This window comes from Nocardioides sp. CPCC 206348 (assembly GCF_048654705.1).
Taxonomy (GTDB): domain Bacteria; phylum Actinomycetota; class Actinomycetes; order Propionibacteriales; family Nocardioidaceae; genus Nocardioides.
Genome location: NZ_JBMCZA010000007.1, coordinates 1 through 1,590 on the forward strand (window position 1 = coordinate 1; position 1,590 = coordinate 1,590).

Annotated in this window: 3 protein-coding genes; all 3 read left to right on the forward strand. The window is 70.3% G+C overall.

Annotation, left to right across the window (positions count from 1 at the left end; genetic code table 11):
- Positions 1 to 487 (forward strand): ABC transporter ATP-binding protein (locus tag ACOADB_RS00200; protein ID WP_378595903.1); only part of this gene is annotated, 487 nt, incomplete at its 5' end.
- Positions 484 to 1,272 carry an ABC transporter permease gene (locus ACOADB_RS00205; protein ID WP_378595904.1) on the forward strand — a complete coding sequence of 263 codons (789 nt, stop codon included), beginning with the start codon at positions 484 to 486 and terminating at the stop codon, positions 1,270 to 1,272. The genes ACOADB_RS00200 and ACOADB_RS00205, both read left to right, overlap by 4 nt.
- A 4-nt stretch (positions 1,273 to 1,276) precedes the next feature.
- Positions 1,277 to 1,590: MerR family transcriptional regulator (locus tag ACOADB_RS00210; protein ID WP_378595905.1), on the forward strand; the 314-nt coding region annotated here is incomplete at its 3' end.

Below are 1,590 nucleotides of genomic sequence, written 5' to 3' on the forward strand. Positions count from 1 at the left end.
GTTGATGGCCGACCTGGCGCACCTGCCCCGGCGGGAGGCAGCGGCGCGCGCGGCCGAGCTGCTCGAACGCTTCGGCCTGACCGACGCGGCTGACCGGCGTGCGGCGACGTACTCCGGCGGCATGAAGCGGCGGCTCGACCTGGCCATGACGCTGGTGAGCCGACCGCAGCTGATCTTCCTCGACGAGCCGACGACGGGCCTGGATCCGCGCAGCCGCCGGGACCTGTGGCAGATCGTGCGCGAGCTCCTCACCGAAGGGGTGACGGTCTTCCTCACCACCCAGTACCTCGAGGAGGCCGACCAGCTCGCCCACCAAGTGGGGCTGCTCGACAACGGCCGGCTGGTCGCCGAGGGGACACCGGCCGAGCTCAAGGCACTGGCGGGAGGGGAGACGCTCGACGACGTCTTCCTCGCCCTAACCGGTCATCCGGCCACCCCGGCCACCGACCTCGACAGCAACGACGACACCAAGGAGCCGGTCCGATGACGACGCTCGCCCTCACCGCCCGCGACTCGATCACCATGCTGCGCCGCAACCTCAAGCACATGGTCCGTTACCCGTCGCTCACGATCATGCTGATCGCGCAGCCGGTCCTGTTCCTGCTGCTGTTCGTCTATGTCTTCGGCGGCACCATGGGCGCCGGGCTGCCCGGTGGCGGCGACCGCGACGACTACCTCGCCTACGTGTCGCCCGCGATCCTGCTGGTGACCGTGTCCTCGGTCGCGCTCAGCATCGCGATCTATGCCGCGAAGGACGCCACCGAGGGGATCATCGACCGGTTCCGCACGATGCCGATCGCGAAGTCGTCCGTGTTGACCGGTCTCGTCCTGGCCGCACTGGTGCAGACCGTCCTGGCTGTGACGGTGGTGCTGGCGATCGCGGTCGCGCTGGGCTGGCGCCCCGACGCCGGTCCCGTGGGCTGGCTCGGTGCGATCGGCGTCCTGACGCTGCTGGCCATCGCGCTCACCTGGCTCTGCGTCGCCCTCGGCCTCGTTGCGGACAGCGTGGAGACGGCCAGCAACACCCCGATGTTCCTGGTGCTGCTGCCGTTCATCTCCAGCGCGTTCGTACCCACCGATTCCATGTCGACCGGGCTGGCCTGGGTGGCGGAGAACCAGCCCTTCACCCCGATCATCGACACCCTCCGCGCCTGCTTCGACGGTCGTGCCCCGGGCGCCGACCTGGCGTGGGCGATCGCCTGGTGCGTGCTGATCACCGTGCTCAGCTTCGCGTGGGCACGCCGACTCTTCGCCCGGGCTCAGGCACGCTGATCCCATGCTGACGATCGGTGAGCTGGCGTCGTACGCCGGAGTGACGGTGCGCGCCGTACGCCACTATCACGCGAAGGGCCTGATGCCGGAGCCTGAACGCAATCACTCCGGCTACCGGCGGTACGACGCCAGGGCGGTCGCCGACCTGATCAAGATCCGCACGCTGGCGGAGGCCGGCGTGCCCCTGGCCAGGGTCCAGGAGCTGCTCGCCGCCGACCCTGACGAGTTCGCGGTCGCGGTCACCGACATCGACCAGCGGCTGCGGGCCGAGATCCGCGACCGCCAGCGGCACCGCGAGCGGATCGCCCAGCTCGCGGC

Coding starts and splice junctions, on each gene's coding strand:
- ACOADB_RS00205 (WP_378595904.1), top strand. CDS start 484: ATGACGACGCTCGCCCTCACCGCCCGCGACTCGATCACCATGCTGCGC.